Below are 20509 nucleotides of genomic sequence, written 5' to 3'. Positions count from 1 at the left end.
ATTTACAATTTTACTTTTCTTGTTTTGGTTGATTTCTTTACAAGTTTTCCCCCTTTTTTAGCAACATATCCTTTCTTTTGCGTTCCATCTTTTTTGCGACGACCGGTAACACCCACATTCATCGCACAAAGTGTTGTTAAACCCTTACTTGCAGGTGCTTTTAAACTAGTTTTCTCTTTTTGTATTGTTGCTTGTTTTAACATAAAACGCCAAAAGGTTAACTCTTTCTTAGCTTGAATTTTCCAACCTTTTTCCTTCTCTATAGATTGCCACAACTTTATTGATGATTGAGAGGTTTTAATCAACTCATTTCTTGAAATTGTAAGAGGTTTTCCGTTTGGGGTTTTAAAAGTTTCTTTTTTTAATTGACTCATTTATTTGTATTTGATTTGTTGGTTTTCATGGTTAATTGACTGAAAAAGAAAATTTGGAAGGTTTAGATTCTTGCGGCTGTTCAGGATTGTAATTCTTTCCGGATGCAATATTGTAGCGTATGGTTTCGATAGGAACCTTGGTATATCTGTTTTTATCGAAATAGGCATAGTTTTCGGAGAACTTTGCCTCTTTAATCATTTTAATGATAATATCACCATCAAAAACAACTTCAGCTCCACCTTTGGTTCTTCCAGTAGTGGTTTGTTGGAAAATGATCACAAAAACTTTTCCATTGAATCTCTTTCTCAAATCTTCGTCAAGACGGATATTACCCACCATTCGTTGAAGTTTTTGCCAACTATCAATGAAAATGATTTCGTAAGGAGCAATCAATTTGTACAATTCTTCCTGGCTTTCTAATTCACCAATGCTATCGATGTTTTGTTGTGCTGAATTGGATAGGTATTTTTTGACTTTATCCTTAGCCAAATCACTTGATGGATGCTCTTCACCTGAAATAAAAAGACATCTGTTACCGGGTTCAGCAAAAGAGTTCATGAACTTGTACAACGTAGTTGTTTTTCCCGCTCCTTGTTGACCATCCATTGTTATGACTACGCTATGTATTGGTTTTCTTTCTACTGCTTGTAAAAATTTACCTTCTTCACCGGAAACTTTGAAATATTCCGATTTATGATTGTTGGAAGCTCCTATTTTTTGAACTTTTGGATTTGTAGAAATTGGTTGAAGAGCTTCTTTTGTTTTTTTGGTTGCTGGGGATTTCAATCCAGGATCAAAAAGGGAAAGTTGTTTTTGTTTTCTTTTTGCAATGATGGGTTTTGGTATTGCTTTGATAGTTGTTTTTTTGTGTACTGAATCTTTCTTTCGTGAATCAGTTTTTTTAATCGAAAGAGTTTCTGATGCTTCAAAATCCTTTTCAGTAATATTGGTTAGCATAAAATCGACCGCTTTTTGTGCAAAAGCAGCAGCTTTAAAAATTCCTTTATTATCTTCTTTTAATTCGGCAATAATTCCCTGTCTCCAACCTTTGATATATGAGTTGGCATTTTTGTTTACATAATAAAGAAAACCACAAGTGGCAGAAAGAAAACAAGCTCCGATTTCGGCAACTAATTCCTCGAAAGCATATTTATTATCTCCGAATTTTGCGCCTTTTTCACGGTTTAATCGATTCGGTGAGCCGGTACTATGAACAAGCTCGTGAAACATAACTGCATAGAAGATTCGAATATCATTAAATGAAGTCTTTTTTGGCATTTGAACAAAGTCTCTTATTCGTTCATAAAATGGCTGTTTACCTCCGTATTTGATAGCCGGAGCTGGAGCAGGGTACCTTTCGATGATCTTATCAGCTATGTCAATTTTGTCATCATCTTTTGATGGTTTTGGTTTTAACTGATCGAGTTTAAAATCAATTCCGTCAATATCAAAACCATTAAAAACATTATATATTCTGATTATACCATATCCGTTCAAAGCAACAGCAGCAGGAATTTCTTCCGGTTTGAATTTTCCTGTAGTTTTTAAATAGTCAATGAACTTTTGGCGATCTGTAGTCTTGAAGTCTTTGTATCTGTATAGGATGGTATAGAAAATTGCATCGTGTGATTTTGCCCCTTTTCTCACCGTTCCTTTTAATTCCTTTACTTGGTTAAATGTCAAATAATAGGGGTTTTTCAATTTTCCAGTTCCCAATATATCACCCAATAAAAGTTGATTGATACCACGGTAAGGTTTTTTAGTTTTAAAATTGAAAGCAGTTAAAAAACTATCATCATCAAAAGTGTCATTGATTCCGCTTTCCCAATTATGATCATTTTCAAAATCTTTAATTATTTTCTTAGTGATCAAATCATAAATATCAGCCTGAGGGATTCCGTTTAATCCGGATTCATTCTCAGGTTCATTGATTTCATCAATATCCAACATTTCCATTTCTACGCCATTCAAACCATAAGGTTCTACTAGACTAGTAATCTCAATCAAAAAACGATCATCAGGATAGGTTTCAAGTATTCTTATAATCCGTGTTGAAATATGAGTGTGTTTTTCTTTGTCGGCTTTCTCTAAAAGCTTTTCCAAAGTTTTACGAGAAACTATGGTTCCATGAAGTGAATTAAATTTCTGATTGAGATTCATAATTAAATCTTGTGTTCTGTTCCTAAAATTGAAATGATTCCTTCAAACTTGAAGTTTGATAAATTGATGTTTTTGTAGTCGACTATGTTTTTAAGAAGTTGTGTTGCATCAACTGTAAATGGTACGTTAGGCAAAGTTGAAGTTCCGTTTCCTGGAATAGTTAACCGGTCTAAATTAGGTGTGCTTACCCCAAGAGGTTTTCCTTTTCCATCATATATGATAATTCGTTGAAGCTTAGCGATGAATCCATTTAAATCAAACGGCTCAGGTTGTGGATTAGTCAACTTAAAATCAACTTTGAACTCAAGTAAAGGAAATCCATTGTTCCATTTTAATTTTAAGCCTCGGAAGCCTACCGGAATGATTTGAATGTTCTCGAATTGCTTGGTCATTCTATCGACTTTGTTTTTTACATATAAAGCCGTTATTGAAGCTCCTGCTAAGGTAATGGCAGCGATCGTTTTCCAACCCATAAGATTAATGGTTTTAAGATTTTGTAGAGAAAGTAGAGAAGTAGGAGTAGTCCAAAAAAAGCAAGCACTTTCACTTCTTTTGGAATGTATTTTACGGGTTTGTTTTCTTTAGTAGTTTGTTCTTTTCTGCTTAGTTTCCATTCTAATTCCTTTATCTTTTCATCCTGTGTGGCTGCAATGTTGGCATACATTACGATTTCATTTTTGAGTGTATCATAATAAGCTCCGAATGAGTTGTTACCTGAAATTTTCTTGGTATTCAGCCGATTGAGTAATTCTTTAATTGCCGCCTGAGTTATACTATCACATTCTGGTTTTGAAGTTTTAATTTCGCCAATACTAATTTTTAAACTATCGATTATTGCTTGGTTTTTAATAATCTCGCTTCTTAGATTATGATTTGAAATTTCTGTATTAATTTGTTGGTTTTGTTTGGTTGCAACCGGTTGCGATCCTTTGCAACCGATTAACAACATACCAGTAGTTATGGCAATAAATGGAGTTAAAAACTTTTTATTGAAATAGGCTTTTACAGTTTCAAATGCCCAGGAAATTAAGTTGTCCATCTCGTCAAATATTTTAGAGGAAAGCGAGCCGAACCAAACGCATAGAATCATGGTAAAAAGATAAGGTAGATGTAACCACAGGTCGTTTGCTTTGTAGAAGGTAAATGCGATTAAAGAAGAAAGTAAAAGTTCGCTGATGAAACGTGAGAATCTCCATTTGTTCGGGTTTTCCGGCTCGCGGTAAATTTTGATAAAGTTGCCCAGGATAATTGTTACAATGAGTCCTGTAATGTCGTTTATGTCAATCTTATGATGCTCATACCAACTCATAAGTTTAGCGATTAGATTATACATTGAATTTTGATTTTTTGGTTAGTTGTGTTGGAATTTGATGAAATAGATTCCAGTTGCTAGAGTTATTAGTGAGCCAATTAGCAATGTTGATTTTAATGACTGGCTTGATTTTTTTTTTTCAAAACATCAATGGAAACTTTTGTTTCCTTGAAGTAATTTGTTTTAGAAATCCGGTCTTTCAATCCGTTTGAACCACCATTTATGATTTTGGTTAATCCTGTGCTGTCGTTTCTATCTGCATAAGTATTGAGCTTGTTTCTTGACCAAAACCAACATGCTATATCGATAGCTATATCCAATCTTGAGGCTAAATCCGAATTTGATACCACATCGATGCCGGAGTATTTTTTGTAGGCTTCATAATTGGCACGTCCGGTTAAATGGATCAGTCCACGCCCTCTAAATTTCCAACCGTCGCCACTATTCACCGAACCATTACCCATTCTATTTGCGTAAGCAATGTTGGCAATCATTATCTGGTTGGCTTTTTGTTTTGTAGTTCTACCGTATTTATCAGCTAGTCCAGGATTGGAACTAAAAGCAGTAAATTTGACTTTAAGTGAAGCTGCACTGTAATTCAGGTTTTCTTCAAATCGTGTAAACCCATTGGTTTCGTGAGCGGTTTGGCCTAAGAAATGATAAATACGTATTGGTGTGTTTATACCGTTTCTTGCCATTGAAACCAAAAACGTTCTGGCATTTTTATACACAAAATCTATCATAGTGTTACTTTTCGGGGTTCTGTTGTTTTTGACTCATTGTCGGATAAAAGCATCATTGAAATTGCCAATTGCGCAAACAACAGAATAAGTTTAGTGTTTGTGTTCATTTAATAGGCTTTTACATTAGTACCGGTAACAAAATAAAGTTTACCCTCACGTTCAATAAGGTATTGGCCGTTATTTCTTGCTACTTTAAAAATTCCAACTTCTTCACCATAATTAAAAGTTGAGAATGTTCCTGATGCACCGGTGTTGGTGTAGGTACCATCTGCATTTTGTGCTGCTTTAAAAATGTTGAAGTCATCTTTTATAGCCATCAACTTTTGTCCTGGCTTTGGAATTTTTATTGTAGTTACCACTTTAGCGGCTTGTTTAATTGGTAAGCTCGTTTTGCCGTCAAATTGGTTCAAAGTGATGGATTTTACACCTTTGGCTTTCAATAAGGCAGTTTCAGTTTTTGAACCGAAAATGCCGTCAGCTTCTACACCTAATTTTCTTTGAAGCTCTTGTACTTCATTTCCACGAGAACCATTTTTTAATGGCAGTGATCTGTTAAGTGTAATTTGAGGTTTAGGTTTTGATATTGGTGGTGTAGCCACTTTTGGAATCGATGTCGCTTCTAAGGGTTCCTCAATAGGTAATTGGCTAACTTCCTGTTCGGCTTTTTTCTTTCTCCACCACAGAATTCCTAATAATCCCGCAGAGAGCAATCCTACGCCTATTAAGAGCTTATCTTCGTTGTCTAAATTTTGTAAGAAACCCATATTATAAGAAGTTTGGAAATTTTGTTCGTAATAGTTTGTATTGTTTGTCAGATAGTTCGTTTTTCAACCAATACTTTAAATCTCTTTTGGGAAGTGTTGTTCCAATCACACCGTATTGATTACCGGTTAGACTGTTATAGGGTTTTAATCCAAAAGCTTTGATGACTGCAGCAAATTGATTTTGAGTAACACCAGTTAAATTTTCAAAGATGTAGTCTTCATCCGTTCCGGTAGTTTTCATAGCTTCATAAAGCTTTTGCGCCACTAATTTTGGATCAAAGACTATTGTTAAATTGCTTTCAGGATTATCGTCTAAATACCTTCCTTTTGGAGTAGTGTTTTTTTTATTGAGGAAAATTATTCCGGCAATTGTTCCGGCCAGAATAACACCTCCAATAATTTTTGTTCTTGTTTTCATTAAAAGGCGTTATTGGTTAAGAATTTTAGTTGTTTGATTTCAGATTCTGTGAAGTTGTCGAATAACCATTCTTCCAAATTCTGCTTTTTTAAATCCATACCTCTGCGTTCCCCAAAAGCATTGTAAACTCTTATATAACCGTTATAGTTCAGCCCTTTTAAGTTGGTTGCGACTTTATTGAAGTTGTCGCCAGGGCCGTACATTGCACGATAAAGATTTTCGGCTCGAATTGCTGCACCCTGGGTTGTGATATTAGAAGGCCTGTAATTTGAATCTTCTTTTTTAGTATCAAAACCATTAATAAACTTGTTGTAAATTAAATAGCCTCCTAGACAGAAAATGCCAACCTTTAAAACGGTAAAAGCTAGGTCGATTGCTTTTGAGCTTGCATGAGTGGCATTGGATAGCGCTTTTTGTCCTTCGGGTGTTGCCAATACCGCTGTAATTGCAGGATTACCAAGTTTACTCATTTGTTTTTGTTTTAGTTCGTGCGTTAAGCTGACAAGAATTTTGGGGATGTCAGCTTAGTCATACACGAAAGATTGTTTCACGCCAATGGCGTGAGCGCTCGGCTTATTAGGCTTTGCGCTCAAATTTTTATTTAACCAATGAAAGCCTTGATCATTCCAAAACTGTTTTTTAGTTTGTTTACCGCCTTTGGGTTTTGGGCCAATTCTGCCAGTTTTTCAACTGCATCAGTATCTAAACTTGCGATTGTTTTAATAGCTAGCATCTTGGCTTTTGCTTCAAATGGAGTTGCAGTTGTAATTGGGATTTGTATTTCAGTTTTTACTGCCATAAGTTGTGTTTTTTTAAAAGTTCAAGTAGTTCTGCTGAGAAGAGTTCGTTTTCGCCTAAATGTTGAGTAATTTTAGACAAGACAGTGATTGTAATATCATCTTTGGTTTTGATAGTTTGGATAAAATCGTTTTTTACCTGGCTACCGAAATCAGTTGGAGCATTTAACCCAGATTGTTGATTTGGCATTAAGTAGGGCATAACCATTGGTAAAGCACCCATCAAGCCTTGAATCGTGTTATTTGTTGATTCTTTTTTGTCTTTTTCCTTGTCGTAGTCGTATTTATCAGACAAGATTTGTTCATGGTACTTTTTGTTTTCTGCCTCCAATCGTTTGTTGTCTGCTTTCAATTCGGCATTTTCGCCTCTTAATCTGTTGGCTTCACTTTGAGCGACATATAAACTCATAAGTTCAGGAACTCCCAAACCGAAATTTTCATTTTTTGCGGCTGTCATTGGCATTGCAGGATATAATGGATTTGGAACTGATTGCGATACGGTTTCCATTGAAGTGTCATTGTTCGGACTTAGTGAAACTGTGATTGGTTCTTCGAGTTTCTTCTTTCCTGATCCATTTTTGGCGTGTGAACTGATTACCATATTTCTATGGCCGTTCTGAAATAGATGTTCGAAGTAAGCTTCACCATTACCAAATTGCTCCAGGATCTTTGCTCCAGGAAAATATTTCACAACATTGGTTGCAGCTTCGGTATCGAATATTGATAAAAGAAAGTTTTTATTATTGTTGATATTATGTAATACACTGTCTAATTTACTTCCCATTATTCACACATTTTAAAAGTTTTCGAATTCTCAAATAGATAAGGCAAACCGGACTTGAAGTAGGTATAAGTCCATCCCTAAATTCAATAGTCATAGAAATTGAAGGACAAACTGTACCATCAGCTGGAAGAATTGTTTCTAATCTGTCAACAAGTGGTACACCGTTGATAAAAACTTTTTGGTTATTGCTTTCTCCAGTAATGATTTGAACAGAAGTTACATTTTCAAGCTCAATGGTTTGATCGGTTGTAACAGGTATAGTTGTAAGTCCGGTTTGTAGCATTTCTATCTATTTAAGCAAGTATGATCGTCCTTTTGTTCGTAGATCAATACAAATTGAATGTAAGTGTCATTGATGGGAAGTGCGCTTCCTGTAGCGGTAGTAACTTCAAAGATGAAAGTTTGCCCTTGTGTTTCTTGTTTAATCGGTACATAGCTTTGATCAAATGATCCTCCTTGACGTGGTTTGAAAAAACGAATGTCAGTAGGTTTGTTAGGTGAACCACCTGCATCATTTTTAATGGCTGCGTTCAGGAATAAGTCGTTTTGTCCTGGTGTTTGGATAAAAACATTTACACCTAAAACAAAACCTTTGGGTAAAGCTTGTGTAACCGAACCAACATTGGAACCATTGGGTAATTTTACGGTGATGGTCTCTGTTCTATGAGTGTTCATGAGAATTGAAGTTTAAAATATCCTTCCTAAACAGGAAGGATATTTGTTTTAATACAGTGGATGGTTTGGATTATTTGTCGCCCTTGATTTGGTGACAATTGAAAGAAACTTTGATGATAGTATTTGCAGGTGCAGCTACACCGGCAGGGAAGTGTAAATACATTTCCATTTCTTCATTGGCTACCAAAACTGGAGCGGTAGTGAATTCACGGTATTTAATTCCGTATGTACTGTCAGCTCTTTGATTCAAATCACTAGTTGAAATGTCGATAGGCACTGATTCACCTTGTTTTACTCTAAATTCAGTGTTTGATAATTCCGGTGGAAGAGTGGTGTTTCCAGAAAATTGTGCCGTTTCTGGTGTTGATCCTGCTGTGGCTTTTTCGATTTTGATTCCGTCGATTACTAAATGACGGCCAACATTTAATTTGTTCCCATCGAAATTACATACGCCGACTTTTTTCTTCGTATTAGAATCCATAATTGGGAAAATACCACCGGCACCTGAAATATCAACTACGATGTATTTTACCGTGTCGGTTAATTTAGCACCTTCTTGTACTAGTCCTTTGTTCTTTAAGGTTGCAAAAGCTAAACCTCTTTTTGATTCTCTACTCATTGTTCTGTTTTTTGATTGATGATTGATTGACTGATTATTAATGATTTATTTAGTTAATGTTTATAAAACTGCGAGTTCGTTTTCTACGCCATTTAGATAAGCTAATTCTTCAACTCCGTTTAAATAATTTTCTTCATCTTCTGCGAAACCCAATCCAATGACGTTTCCTGCTTCATCGATATACATTTCTGAAGCTCCGTTTAAATATGCCATTTGATCGGCATAGCCTAAACCTTCTTCACAAGGACATCCTAAACCGGTTGCACCACGTAAGAACGCACTTGCTTTGTCTGTTTTAGCTTGTAAATTCGCAGCGGTTGATGTACCTTCAAAAATAGATTTACCTAAATCCAATCCTTTTACCACGGTTGCACCAATTAATGCGGATTGTAAATCTGGGTTGCTGAATTTCATTGCGCCAAAAGCTGATGCGCCAGCTAAGCCACCGTGAACTAATTTAGGATTAGCCGTTGTTGGTGCTAAGCCTCCAACGCCACGAGCTACAACTGCTCCTAATGCCATAAAGGCCATTGATCTTAAAATTTTTGTATTCATAACTTGTTTTAGTTTTTAGTTATTTTTTGGTTGCGAAATAAATTGCTCCTACAAGTGTAAGTCCACCGGCCACATAAAGAAGTGTATTGTCTTTTGGTTCTGTTGGTAACGGTGTTGTTTCAGGTGTTGAATAATCTACTTTTTCAATGTTGGGTAATTCGGAGAATTGTTCTTGATAAATTGATGTTCCCGATTGTTCTGCAACTGATTGCGCAACTGGTTGTTGTGTTGCCCCCATATAGTTGAAACTTGTTTGAGGTGCTTTTGGTTTTACCAGGGAGGATTGAAGTTTTTTTCCGGTATTGACCACATTTTTGATTTTCTTGACGGCTTTTGAATTGGCTATCTTAGATGCTTTTTTACCGATTTTGGAAGTTAACATTTTGTTGACCAATCCGCCACTAACCGGTATAAGTGAAGTTGCGATTGGTGCAGCTACTTTTACAACTTTGCCGATATTTTTAATCGAGATGTCTTTTTTCGCTGACTTGATGTTTTTCTTGATGAACTTACCAATTTTAAGTCCATTGAGACCGGGATGTAAACCGCTCTCTTGTTCAATTGTCATCATAGTTTTTACTTGAGTAACTGTGATACAACTGCAATTGTCCCCAATCCAATAACAGCGTTTCTCACAATGTTAGTAGATTTCTTTTTTTTGGTTGCAACCGTTTTTTTGCGTTTGGTTGCAACTGGTTTTTTCTTTGATTTGGTTTTGGATGCTCTTTTGGCACCATTTAACCCAACATGTGGAAGTTTGTCCATAAAAGTGTCATTTGTGGTTATAAATAATGGTTCTCGGTTTCCTTTTACCGTTCCGTCAATAGGGTAGTAACCGTCGTTGAGATTGGCGGTTTCCTGATTAATCGGAACAACTATGTAAACATGGGTGAATCGTGTAGGCTTAAAGTGCGGTTGCTTGATTTGCCTGATGTAATGTTTTATGCCTAATGAAGTAAGGATGCACGATGCGAAAATTGAATAGCTTTTACAATCTAAACCAGTTTTTCGGTTGCGGATGCTGTTGGTTGGTGATCTGAGTTGTTGAAGTGTGTAATCCTGTTTGTACTGAAGTGTATTGTACAAAAAGGAATAAATCAGATTGACCGTTTCTTTTAGCGTTGCTCTTTTTAGGAGTTTGGCAACTTTATTAGTTTGATGGTAATGCAGTCCAACCCATTTTTTCATTTGATGAACTGTGTGGTGGGTGTTACCTAATCCAAGGTTTGTGGTTGTGTTTTTGGTTGCCGGAAACAAATCATTAAGTAAAGAACTTTCATTGGATAGCTTTCGATGTAAAATAGAATCGAAGTTGCTCATATAGTGTGGTTTTAGCGTTTATGTTTCTTCATTGATTTTGATTTAAGGTTACTACTGATTTTATTCAATTGTTTAGTATTGTTGATGCAAAGTTGCAAACTGTATAGATAGATATGTTAATTTCAAATACTTACAATTGTGTTCACTTACTTTTACGTATTTATAGGTAAAAAATCACTAAAATTAGTGATTGCTTTGTAACTACTAATTATCCTATTTTTGCAAAAAATAAGACTTTTCGTATTTATAACCAACTGTCCTAATTTTATTTAATCTCATTATTTATGTTTTATCATTACACTAGGGGAGCATTCCTTTTGTTTCTCATGACTTTCTGTGTGGTTACATCCTATGCGCAGGACCAGCAGGTGGAGTATCAAAGTTCGCTTGGCGGTATTCGTCAGGAGTATTTGTTTGATGCGATACCGACATCAGATGACGGATTTTTAATTGCCGGAAGTACCACTTCCAATCGTACCGGGAATATGACCCAGGCCAATAAGGGCGACCTGGATTATTGGGTATGCAAAATGGATGCCCATAATAATTTGCTATGGCAGAAAACCTATGGCGGTTCCGGTATGGATTTGCTGCAATCGGTGAAAGCGACTTCGGATGGCGGTTATATTTTGGCTGGAATTTCTACTTCCGGGAAAAACGGCGATAAGTTGTATGCCTGTCAAGGATCGACCGATTACTGGATTGTTAAGATTGACAATGCAGGAGGCATCCAGTGGCAAAATACTATTGGCGGTAATGGTCAGGAAAAACTAAGTAGTATCGTTCAGACGGCTGATGGCGGTTATGCTATTGCCGGTTCATCGAGTTCTACCAAAAGCAAGCCCGGTGCCAATGGTGTGATTGCTTCTCATCTAAAAAAAGAAGACTCTAAAGGTGGATTGGATTTTTGGATGGTGAAATTGGAAGCCAATGGTCGTGTAAGTTGGCAAAAAACTCTTGGTGGCAGATTCCAAGACGAACTGAAGGTCATTCAGCCTTTAGCCAATAATGAGTATTTATTAGGAGGTTATTCCAATTCGCCGCAATCCGGAGATAAGACTAGCAATACTATTGGACTTGGTGATTACTGGATATTGAAAGTGGATGCCACAGGATCTATCATTTGGCAACAAACTTTAGGAGGAACAGGCGATGATGTATTGGTTAGTTTGATGCAAACGCAAGATGGAGGTTTTATCGTTGGTGGTAATTCGGGGCCAGAATCCCAAAGTAGCAACAACCGAAAAACACAAAACAGTAACAAAACAAAAAGCAATGCCAAAGGCACCGATTTATGGGTGATCAAATTGGATTCGGAAGGTGTTTCCGATTGGCAGGAAACCTTCAATTTCGGAACGAATGATGTGTTTTCTACCCTAACCGAAGATACCGATGGTACGCTACTGATTGGTGGTTTTGCACAAAGTGAACTCAAAAACAAAGGCACGGGACTTCGTATTAGTAAAGAAAAGGAAGGCATCAACGATTATATAGCTTTGAAGATTGACGGCAAAGGAAAAGAATTGTGGTCACAAACCATTGGAAGTCGTGGTGATGAAGTATTGAAGAAAGTAATTCCTACCAAGGACGGCGGTTATTTATTGGCCGGAACTTCGAATGGAGAGAAATCCAGAGACAAAAACAACAAGATAGGAGGAAACGACTACTGGATTGTGAAGTTGAAAAACACAGAGAAAAAGAAAATAGAAAAGATATTGGCGGCGTATCCGAATCCGGCAGTAAGTAGCACCAATGTGAGCATTAATTTTGAATACGAGCGAGGTACCGCTACGTTGTATGATATCAATGGAAGGCAGTTGCAAGTGAAACAATTGAATGGTGAGCAAGAAATTCCGTTTGCGTTGAACAATTTGCCACAAGGCGTTTATTTGATTAATGTAAGTACGAACAACGGTACCCAAGCCGTGAAAATTTTAAAGAAGTAAGATGAAGAAAATTCATATCTATTTGTGGGCATTGCTTTTAGGAAGTATGACCACTGTATATGCACAAACACCGGAAGATATAGATAAAAATAAATCGTTTATTCCCAATTCAACTCCACCAGCACCGGAGGCTTTTTCCATGACTAAATACGGGGATGTCCCTGTGGATGAATTTAATGGTAAGGTTAATTTAAATGTCCCTATTTTGCAGTATAATGCAGGAATGCTTAGTCTTCCTGTAAGTGTAAATTATTACGGGGCGGGTGTAAAAATTGCTGACATTCCAACTCAGGTTGGTATTAACTGGACATTAAATGCCGGTGGACTAATCAGCCGTGAAATCAAAGGACAACCTGATGAATCACTGGATAAATTGACATTATCGCTAACGCAGATCATGAACCTTAATAAAGAGGATTGTAGTGTTGAAGCGCAACAGTTACGGGCAATTATTGATAATAAAAATATTGATAAAGAGAATGATATTTTCAATTTCAACTTTTTGGGTTATTCCGGTTCTTTCTTTTTGAATGATTCTTTTGACCCGGTTCTGACAAAAAATGATCAAGAGTTGCGTATTGAAATTTTTGGAAGTGACCCTGATAAAAGTAAACGTTTGCGCGAAGGAAAGACTTTTTTGATAACAACGCCTGATGGAGTAAAATTCTATTTTGGAGGGGTAAATGCTTCTGAGGAATCAGCCTTGATGGTTCGTAATAATGGTAATCCTGATCTTGATGCTGTTGGAGGTATCACATCTTTTTATCTTTATAAAATTGAACATCCCCTTAACGGTTCCATTTTGTTAGAATATGAAACTACAGTACCTCATAATGTCCCAATCAATACCAATTATTTTAAAGTAAAAAAAATAATTGATCCATTTGCAGAAAGTCACTCTAATAATTCATTTTATAGTTGTCCTGGATTGCCAGAAACAAGCGAATCGGTAACCTCAGGTTTCACTTTAACGCAACAATATATAGTAAATGAGAAAAAGGTCAAAAAAATATATAGTCCAGATACAGAAGATTATATCCTATTCAATAGGGATTTCTATAATTCAGCTATGAATTTTAAAAAAGTATTGAAATCTATTGAATATTATAAAGGAAATAGTATTTATAATAAGGTCAATTTTGATTATATCGGATTAGTTCCATTAAACATACATCGTTTTTTTCTTTCAAAAATTGATTTTAATAATCAGATTACCGGTTTAGATAACAAAAGAGAAACATACGTCTTTGAATATAATGAGCCGAATACATTACCGACTTTAAATTCATATTCTAAAGATATTTTAGGCTATTTCAATAATAAGTCAAACCTTTATTTATACCCACATTTTTCAAATGATAGTCAAACTAATTCTCCTGATAGGACTTCTGATTTTTTTTATGCAAGTAAAGGAGTTTTAAAAAAAGTTGTTTATCCAACTAAAGGCTATTCTGAGTTCGAATACGAATCACAACCATTTATAGAACCAAAGTATGATAATTATCACATAGAAACATATTTTAATGGAACAGGTGGATTGGATGGAGAAGGAAGTTTCTCAAATGGAGTTTATCAAAAGTTACATGATGAAATTCCTGGAGTTCATATCAGTAATCAAGGAGTTCATACAGTTGAATCATTGGGGCCTATATTTAGAGATCAGACAGTTAGCGTAATTCTTTCAGTAAGTAATGAAAACGAGGAAAATATAAATGCTAAACCTTTTAAAGCCAAAGTCAAAATAACAGAGAAGGATCAGCTAGGTAATGTAGTTTCAGTACTTCAAAAAGAATCAGTAGAATCGATTTCATTTCTTTATCAGTTTAAGAAAAGTTATAATTACAAAGTTGAATTGGATTTAATTCCATCTATCGATGCAAGTCCTTACCACTCCTCAACTGGATATGTGAGTTTTCAATTACATGCTGGCTACCATGCTCCTAATGGTTATGGAGTAAGACTTAAGAGAGTCAAAAATTATTCTTTAGGGACTTCTAATCCTGAAATTAAGAGATATTATTATAAACCATATCATCAATTGAATGATCTTGGCGCAGATTCTTTTCAATTTGCAAATGTAGAACGAAATGGAGGGTATCTTGTCATATGTCAAGGAAGTGATGATTATGGAGGGTTAGGTACATTGGGAATTTCGGCTGTAAGGATTCCTGTTGTCACCAAGACTATTAATTCTACTCCAGATTTTCTAGATAATACTTTATTTGGAAATTTTAGAGAGTATAGCTGTGTAACTGTGGGTTATGGAACAGAAGAGGAACCATTTAAAAATGGTGGTTTAGAGAAGACTTTTGCATTAGGAGTTCCATTGTCTAGTGTTAGACTTGAACCAAAAAGCATTAATAATTTTTTGGGGGAATACGCATTGTCTTTTGAAGATCAAATTTCTTATTCAAATCCTAATCCATTAAATGGACAATTAATTAAAGAAAAAGTTTTTTCAAATGTTGGTAGTAACTTAAAAAAAATAAAAGAAATTTCTTATGAGTATGCTAATTTAATTGAGTATCAAAAAATTAATCTAAAAGGAAATAAATTACTAAGTGATATATCAGTTTTTTGTAATCAATCTGGTGGATCTAATGGTAGGGTCTTGTCTAATTATTGGTTAAGTTATTTTTATACTAATTCACATGGTTTTAAAAAAATAGCTGAAAAAGAGATTACTTATATTGATCCGGTACCAGCTACATTGGTTGCTCATGTACCTTCAGAAGTTGAAGATCCTAATGCATTTCCAACACAAGATCAATTGGAGGCTTCCTACAAAAAAGTCACCACCACTCAAACCTATGAGTACGGAGCATTACGAGGAATGCCAACAAAAATAACGATGACCAATAGTAACGGAGAACTTCAAATTAACGAAAACGTGTATGTGAATCAATACGGTACTTTAACCGGTTTGAATACCGCGCAAACCAATGCTTACGCCGCTTTGTTGGCGCAAAACAATGTAGCTTCACCAATTGAAACCAAACAAAGTGACAATTTAGGAGTCTTGAATAAAAAGCGTACTACTTATAAAGTTTTATCGGGCAATAAAGTTGTACCAGAAACTATACAAACTGCCAAAGAGAACTTTGATTTGGAAGAGCGTGCCGTTTTTGAACAATACGATAGCAAAGGAAATCCAACCATAATGTCGCTTACCGGTGGAGTGAAGATTAAATATTTGTACAACACCCAAAATCAGGTCATTGCCAAGATTGAGAACTTTACGGGAACTTTAGATGCTAACACAAACAGTATTGGAGATATAACGGCTTTTAGAAACCAATTCCCAAATGCAATGGTGAGCGTTTTTGAGTACGATCCGATTACGAATTTGTTAGTTAGAATGTATGACCCGAACGGGAAGAAGATGACTTATGAGTACGATGCATTACATCGTCTGAAGTTGATCAAAGACAATGATAACAATGTGATCAAAGAATTCGACCAAAACTTTAAAAACTAAGGCAAGATGAAGAAACTATTATACCTTTTGTTGGTTCCTGCTTTTGCATTAGCTCAAAGTACGAATCAGAATTATACGAAAGCTACGACCTACAAAGGTCCAGGAGGAACATTACCCCAAACGGTAGTAACCTATTATGACGGATTGGGGCGCCCGATTCAAAAGATTGACCAGGGACAAAGTGGCACAGGAACCAATATTGTCACCCATATCGAATACGATGCTTATGGCAGACTGGTAAAAGACTATTTGCCTTTTGCTACCGGAGTATCGACATTGGATTATATGAGCGGTGCCTTGGGAATGCAAAATTCCTATTATACCAATCCTTCCAATGGAGAAACCACAACCGCACCGTTCAGTGAAAAACTATTGGAGGCTTCTCCTTTAGACAAAGTCCTGAAACAAGCCGCTCCGGGTGAAGCCTGGAAAATGGGAAGCGGACATGAAATCAAATTCGAGTACGGTACCAATGATGCCGAGGGAGCCAATGCCGTAAAACTGTTTAAAGCGGATGCGAGTTGGAATAGTTCGTCGTTAGAATATACCAATGTAGTAACCCAAAACGGTAACTATAGTGCCAATACGTTGTATTTGACCATAACTAAAGACGAGAACTGGACCACAGGGAACAACCATACCACGCAGGAATTTAAGGATAAAACCGGTAAAGTGGTTTTGAAAAGAACGTTCAATGAAGGCAATGCTCACGAGACGTATTATGTATACGATCAGTTTGGGAACTTGGCGTGTGTGATCCCACCATTGGCAGAGGGCGCTATCGATTTAGCCACTCTTAATGGCTTGTGCTATCAGTACCGCTACGATAATCGGAACCGATTAGTGGCTAAGAAATTACCGGGAAAACAATGGGAGTTTATTGTGTACGATCTTCTAGATCGCCCGATAGCCACAGGACCGGCTTTATCGCCATGGGGTGATGGTACGCAAGGGGTATTAATTACCCAATACGATGTATATGGAAGAGTGACCCAAACGGGATGGCGACCGATTGCTATTAGTCAGTACGCTCGTGGTACGCAACAAAATAATGTGAATGGTGGAAGTAATCCGTTTGTATTGGGGAGTAATGATGTTTTGACTAAAAATTACTACGATAATTATAGTTATGCCGGAGTTCCAACTCTTCCTTCTCAAGTGGAAGGACAAAATGTGGAAACTGCGGTGAAAGGAATGGCTACCGGAAGTTGGGTACGCATCTTGACTACTGCTAACGAGACATTGGGTGAATTATCGTATACGTTGTACGATACCAAAGGTCGACCAGTTAGAACCCATACCGATAATTATTTAGGAGGCTATACCGAAGTGGATAGCAAACTGGATTTTATGGGGAAAACACAGCATACCATTACACGTCACAAACGTGCTAATGCCGATGCTGAAATCGTAACTACCGATACTTTTACCTATACACCACAAGATCGTTTGGCGTTGCATGTGCAACAAATCAACGGTGGTGATGTACAATTGTTAGCCAGCAATACCTATGATGCTTTGGGACAATTGACCAGTAAGAATGTTGGAGGTAGCGCCACTGGTTATACTGCACTACAAAAAGTGGATTATAAATACAACATTCGTGGTTGGTTGGAAGCTATCAATGATATTGATGGATTATTGAGTACCGATTTGGAAAATAAAGATGATTTATTTGCTTTCAAAATCAGTTACAATACACCGGAAGATACCAACAAGGCACTTTTCAATGGGAATATCTCAGAAACCTATTGGAGAACTTTGTATGATGATCAAAAGCGTAAATACGAATATACGTACGATCACTTGAACCGATTGTTGCAGGCGGATTATTCCCGACCGGACAATAAAAACATCAAGAATGCCTATAAGGAAAAACTGACCTACGATAAAAACGGGAACATCACCACTTTGGTTCGTAACTCGTTTGAAGACGAGAGTTATGAGTACGAGATAGACAACTTGATGTATGCGTATGATGTCAATAATAAAAATCAACTCGCTAAGGTAACTGATAAAAGTGGTTGGTCGGATGGGTTTAATGAAGGTAGGGATCCGAATTCTGATGGTACCAATGATGGCACTGATTACCAGTACGATGCCAACGGGAACATGATTAGTGATGAAAACAAAGGAATCAGTAGCATTCAGTACAATCACTTGAACTTACCTGTGGTAATTACTTTTTTAAACGACGTCAACAAGGATACTAAAATTGATTATCTTTACGATGCTACAGGAAGGAAAGTAGCCAAGAAAGTACATTATTTCAATACGTACTATCCACCGGGCGGAGGAGGTGATGACGAAATCCTTGGACGCACAGCATCGGCAAGCACGAATTCATTAGCAAGAGGTGCTATGCATATGCAGACCATGGACCAAACGGATTATTTGGCTGGTGGATATCAGTATAAAAACTCAGTTTTGGAGTTTATTCCTCATGCTGAAGGCTTTGTGAAATGGGTTGAAGGTTATCCACAATACCATTTCAATTACACCGATCATTTGGGGAACGTTCGTTTGACGTACCATGACAAAGGAGATGGTCCAGTTATTGCAGAAGAAAGTAATTATTACCCATTTGGATTGCAACATCAAGGGTACAACGTACCGGATCAATATATCATGGATTGGGGGAATGTAACAACTTTTCCAAGTTCTTTGAATTATAAGTATAAATACAACGGTAAGGAACTGCAAGACGAGCTAGGGCTGAATATGTATGACTATGGAGCAAGGAATTATGACCCTGCATTGGGACGTTGGATGAATATAGACCCGTTGGCGGAAACATTTTATCATTTATCAGGTTATAATTATGTAAACAATAATCCTATCAATTCAACTGACCCAAATGGGATGTGGACTGTTAGTTTGATTTCAAATACAAACTCAAACGGGGATGTAGTTTATTCTTTACAATTTACAGCTGAAGAAGGTGACAATATAGAAACATTGAGTAAACAATTAGGAATTTCTGTAGATGTCTTAAACAAGTTGACAGAACTTAATGGAGCAAATATAAATACGGGTTCTTCTTTTGGATTGTCTGAATTGTCAGAGGTTAAACAAATAAACAGAGGAATCAATCAAATGTTAAGCGCAGAAAATTTATCAAATTGTGCAAACTTAGCAGCTAATTGTAATGATGTAGGATTGTCATATCAGTATGGTAATACTGGTGAAGAAAATGTAGATAAACTTGCAAAGTATATTCAGGTAATGTATGAATCTGTCGAACAAAAAGATTCTAAGATAGGTACAATTATTCATTACAGGCTGACAGCGAAAGCTGAGAGTCAAGTTAGAACTCAAGTAATTGAAATGATGGTTCAACGACTAAAGGCTTTTGGTAAGACAGATGTAGAAATCAAAGTCTTGTTGAGTAAACCCGAATTTAAGAGTGATATTGATAATGCAACTAAGACAATTTTGGTAAATGAAAGGCATTATGCGGTGGTAGTTCTTAAAAGTATCGGTGGAGATAAAGTACAGAATATTATTCAAAAAACTGGGACAATACCAATGGAAAGAAAAGTTTTACCAGCAAATGTTAATGAAGGAGCTAATTATATTCCAGCTCCAATTGAAAACACTACTAATCCTTATTATAACAAAAAATGAAACAAATAATTCTTATACTTTGTATTATGCTTATTTCTTGTAAATCGATTAAAATTGATGATTTCCCCGAAGGGTCATACAAAGTGCTAACTGTTGAAGGTAGTGATAGCGACTTTAAGAGAATAATCTATAACAGTAGTGAGGTTATAAGAGAGAATTTAATTTTAAAATTTGATAAATCAATAAGTCATTTTTACATTTTAAATAACGAAAAAGTCATTTCATCTTTTGAAAAAGATAACAATAATCAAATTATTCACTACGCTCCTATCAGAAAAGCACAATATAGTTTTATAGATACAACAGAATTCAAGTATAGGTTAATTTTAGAAAAGAAATATAAGAGAAGATACGTATTAACTTTTTATAATGCAGAATCATACGAAGATGCTTGGGTTGAAAAAAACAAATTGTCAAAGAATGTCATAATAGTATTAGAAAAGATTGAATGATGACTTATATAGTTATGTTCCGATATTAGTGATGAAGCAATATCAACCCGATAGCGCGGATTTGTAATCCGTGCCCACAAAGAATATAAACTACAACCTTGATACACCAGCTGACCAAAGAGCAATTCAAAATGGATTTAATTATATGACTTACTTATTCAATACATGGAAAAAATAAAAAAATACTCAATTATAAACCTTATTTGTAGTGTTGTAATCCCGATAGCGCGGATTTGCAATCCGTGCCCACAAAGAGAATAAATAAAAACTACAACCCTAAAAAAGTTGTAGTTTTGTTTTTATATACACGCCATGTCAACAAAGTATAAAGCCATAACAACTGAAGATGCCTATTTTATAACCATAACAGTAGTGGGTTGGATAGATGTTTTTACTAGACTCAATCAGAAAATTCTTCTTATAGAGGCATTACAGCATTGTCAACAGAAAAAAGGATTGGAAATATATGCTTATTGCATTATGT

20 protein-coding genes and 1 pseudogene are annotated in these 20509 nt (G+C 36.0%); 5 read left to right on the top strand and 16 right to left on the bottom strand.

Going from position 1 to position 20509, the window contains the following annotated elements; all coding sequences use genetic code 11:
• Positions 1-2 precede the first annotated feature (2 nt).
• From ACFO7M_RS10850 to ACFO7M_RS10775, 16 genes are all read right to left on the bottom strand, one after another.
• Complete coding sequence (locus ACFO7M_RS10850; protein ID WP_379735634.1) at positions 3-374, bottom strand: hypothetical protein; 372 nt, start codon at positions 372-374, stop codon at positions 3-5.
• 31 nt (positions 375-405) lie between these two features.
• Complete coding sequence (locus ACFO7M_RS10845) at positions 406-2535, bottom strand: zincin-like metallopeptidase domain-containing protein (RefSeq protein WP_379735632.1); 2130 nt, start codon at positions 2533-2535, stop codon at positions 406-408.
• Between the two features lie 2 nt (positions 2536-2537).
• Entirely contained in the window at positions 2538-3008 is a 471-nt protein-coding gene (locus ACFO7M_RS10840; RefSeq protein ID WP_379735630.1) for a hypothetical protein, read from the bottom strand.
• A complete protein-coding gene (locus tag ACFO7M_RS10835) occupies positions 2975-3868 on the bottom strand; it encodes a hypothetical protein (protein WP_379735628.1) in 894 nt (297 codons plus the stop codon). Before ACFO7M_RS10835 ends, ACFO7M_RS10840 begins: the two co-directional genes overlap by 34 nt.
• A gap of 92 nt (positions 3869-3960) precedes the next feature.
• Positions 3961-4590, bottom strand: a complete 630-nt coding sequence (locus ACFO7M_RS10830) for a glycoside hydrolase family 19 protein (RefSeq protein ID WP_379735626.1) — start codon at positions 4588-4590, stop codon at positions 3961-3963.
• 107 nt (positions 4591-4697) lie between these two features.
• Positions 4698-5354, bottom strand: a complete 657-nt coding sequence (locus tag ACFO7M_RS10825) for a peptidoglycan-binding domain-containing protein (protein WP_379735624.1) — start codon at positions 5352-5354, stop codon at positions 4698-4700.
• Between the two features lies 1 nt (position 5355).
• On the bottom strand, positions 5356-5772 hold the full coding sequence (locus ACFO7M_RS10820) for a hypothetical protein (protein WP_379735622.1): 417 nt from the start codon (positions 5770-5772) through the stop codon (positions 5356-5358).
• Complete coding sequence (locus ACFO7M_RS10815; RefSeq protein ID WP_379715794.1) at positions 5772-6242, bottom strand: hypothetical protein; 471 nt, start codon at positions 6240-6242, stop codon at positions 5772-5774. The genes ACFO7M_RS10820 and ACFO7M_RS10815 overlap by 1 nt, the downstream gene beginning before the upstream one ends.
• A 131-nt stretch (positions 6243-6373) precedes the next feature.
• Positions 6374-6571: a hypothetical protein gene (locus ACFO7M_RS10810; protein WP_379715790.1), complete on the bottom strand. Its 198-nt coding sequence runs from the start codon at positions 6569-6571 to the stop codon at positions 6374-6376.
• Positions 6562-7353, bottom strand: coding sequence for a hypothetical protein (locus tag ACFO7M_RS10805; protein WP_379735620.1), 792 nt, complete (start codon positions 7351-7353; stop codon positions 6562-6564). The genes ACFO7M_RS10810 and ACFO7M_RS10805 overlap by 10 nt, the downstream gene beginning before the upstream one ends.
• Positions 7343-7636 carry a hypothetical protein gene (locus tag ACFO7M_RS10800; RefSeq protein ID WP_379735618.1) on the bottom strand — a complete coding sequence of 98 codons (294 nt, stop codon included), beginning with the start codon at positions 7634-7636 and terminating at the stop codon, positions 7343-7345. The genes ACFO7M_RS10805 and ACFO7M_RS10800 overlap by 11 nt, the downstream gene beginning before the upstream one ends.
• A 2-nt stretch (positions 7637-7638) precedes the next feature.
• On the bottom strand, positions 7639-8028 hold the full coding sequence (locus ACFO7M_RS10795; protein ID WP_379735617.1) for a hypothetical protein: 390 nt from the start codon (positions 8026-8028) through the stop codon (positions 7639-7641).
• Between the two features lie 70 nt (positions 8029-8098).
• Positions 8099-8647: a hypothetical protein gene (locus tag ACFO7M_RS10790; protein ID WP_379735615.1), complete on the bottom strand. Its 549-nt coding sequence runs from the start codon at positions 8645-8647 to the stop codon at positions 8099-8101.
• 60 nt (positions 8648-8707) lie between these two features.
• Complete coding sequence (locus ACFO7M_RS10785; protein WP_379735613.1) at positions 8708-9202, bottom strand: hypothetical protein; 495 nt, start codon at positions 9200-9202, stop codon at positions 8708-8710.
• A gap of 19 nt (positions 9203-9221) precedes the next feature.
• Positions 9222-9773, bottom strand: a complete 552-nt coding sequence (locus ACFO7M_RS10780) for a hypothetical protein (protein ID WP_379735611.1) — start codon at positions 9771-9773, stop codon at positions 9222-9224.
• Between the two features lie 5 nt (positions 9774-9778).
• On the bottom strand, positions 9779-10522 hold the full coding sequence (locus tag ACFO7M_RS10775; protein ID WP_379735610.1) for a transglutaminase-like domain-containing protein: 744 nt from the start codon (positions 10520-10522) through the stop codon (positions 9779-9781).
• Between the two features lie 284 nt (positions 10523-10806).
• Between ACFO7M_RS10775 and ACFO7M_RS10770 the strand changes: the two genes are divergently transcribed.
• From ACFO7M_RS10770 to ACFO7M_RS10750, 5 genes and pseudogenes are all read left to right on the top strand, one after another.
• Positions 10807-12468, top strand: coding sequence for a T9SS type A sorting domain-containing protein (locus ACFO7M_RS10770; RefSeq protein WP_379735608.1), 1662 nt, complete (start codon positions 10807-10809; stop codon positions 12466-12468).
• A gap of 1 nt (position 12469) precedes the next feature.
• A complete protein-coding gene (locus ACFO7M_RS10765; RefSeq protein ID WP_379735606.1) occupies positions 12470-15946 on the top strand; it encodes a hypothetical protein in 3477 nt (1158 codons plus the stop codon).
• 6 nt (positions 15947-15952) lie between these two features.
• Entirely contained in the window at positions 15953-19573 is a 3621-nt protein-coding gene (locus ACFO7M_RS10760; protein ID WP_379735604.1) for a DUF6443 domain-containing protein, read from the top strand.
• Positions 19570-20025: a hypothetical protein gene (locus ACFO7M_RS10755; RefSeq protein ID WP_379735602.1), complete on the top strand. Its 456-nt coding sequence runs from the start codon at positions 19570-19572 to the stop codon at positions 20023-20025. The genes ACFO7M_RS10760 and ACFO7M_RS10755 overlap by 4 nt, the downstream gene beginning before the upstream one ends.
• Positions 20026-20337: 312 nt before the next feature.
• Positions 20338-20509, top strand: a pseudogene (locus ACFO7M_RS10750) (transposase); the annotation flags it as partial.

Origin of the sequence: Flavobacterium sp. GCM10023249 (assembly GCF_042653365.1) — a bacterium.
Classification (GTDB): Bacteria; Bacteroidota; Bacteroidia; order Flavobacteriales; family Flavobacteriaceae; genus Flavobacterium.
The sequence above is the reverse complement of the archived record's forward strand: the minus strand, read 5'-3'. Positions and strand labels throughout refer to the sequence as shown.